The organism is Flavobacterium sp. (assembly GCF_003525665.1).
Taxonomy (GTDB): Bacteria; Bacteroidota; Bacteroidia; order Flavobacteriales; family Flavobacteriaceae; genus Flavobacterium.
Genome location: NZ_DQDX01000133.1, coordinates 1 through 415, shown reverse-complemented (window position 1 = coordinate 415; position 415 = coordinate 1). Strand labels below are relative to the sequence as shown.

The following is a 415-nucleotide window of genomic DNA, read 5'->3' as shown; positions in this document are numbered from 1 at the left end:
AAAATTACATCTGGTTTTTCTTCAAGTTTCAGAAGATTTTCTATGCCGTTTTTTCTATCAGCATCGACGGCAACTTTAATATTTGGGAATTTTTGATGCATTTGAAATGGCTCATCTCCAAGACTTTCGGCAGTAGCACTTGAATCGGCTAAAACATAACCAATGGATTTTCGTTTATAACCACGACTTAATGTTGCAATTTTATAATTTGGCGAAAGCAATCGAATTAAATACTCTATTTGAGGCGTTTTTCCAGTTCCGCCAACACTAAGATTTCCAACTGCAATAATTGGAATATCAAATGAATACGATTTTAAAACTCCTTTATCATAAAGAAAATTTCTAATGCTTGTAATCCATCCATAAACAATCGCAAAAGGAAAAAGTAAATACCTTAAAATAATCATAGCACGAA

The 415-nt window shown here is 32.3% G+C and carries 1 protein-coding gene; it reads right to left on the bottom strand.

Annotated elements, in window-relative coordinates; genetic code table 11:
- Positions 1-407 (bottom strand): tetraacyldisaccharide 4'-kinase (locus tag DIU01_RS09470; protein ID WP_290833851.1); only part of this gene is annotated, 407 nt, incomplete at its 3' end.
- Positions 408-415: the final 8 nt, after the last annotated feature.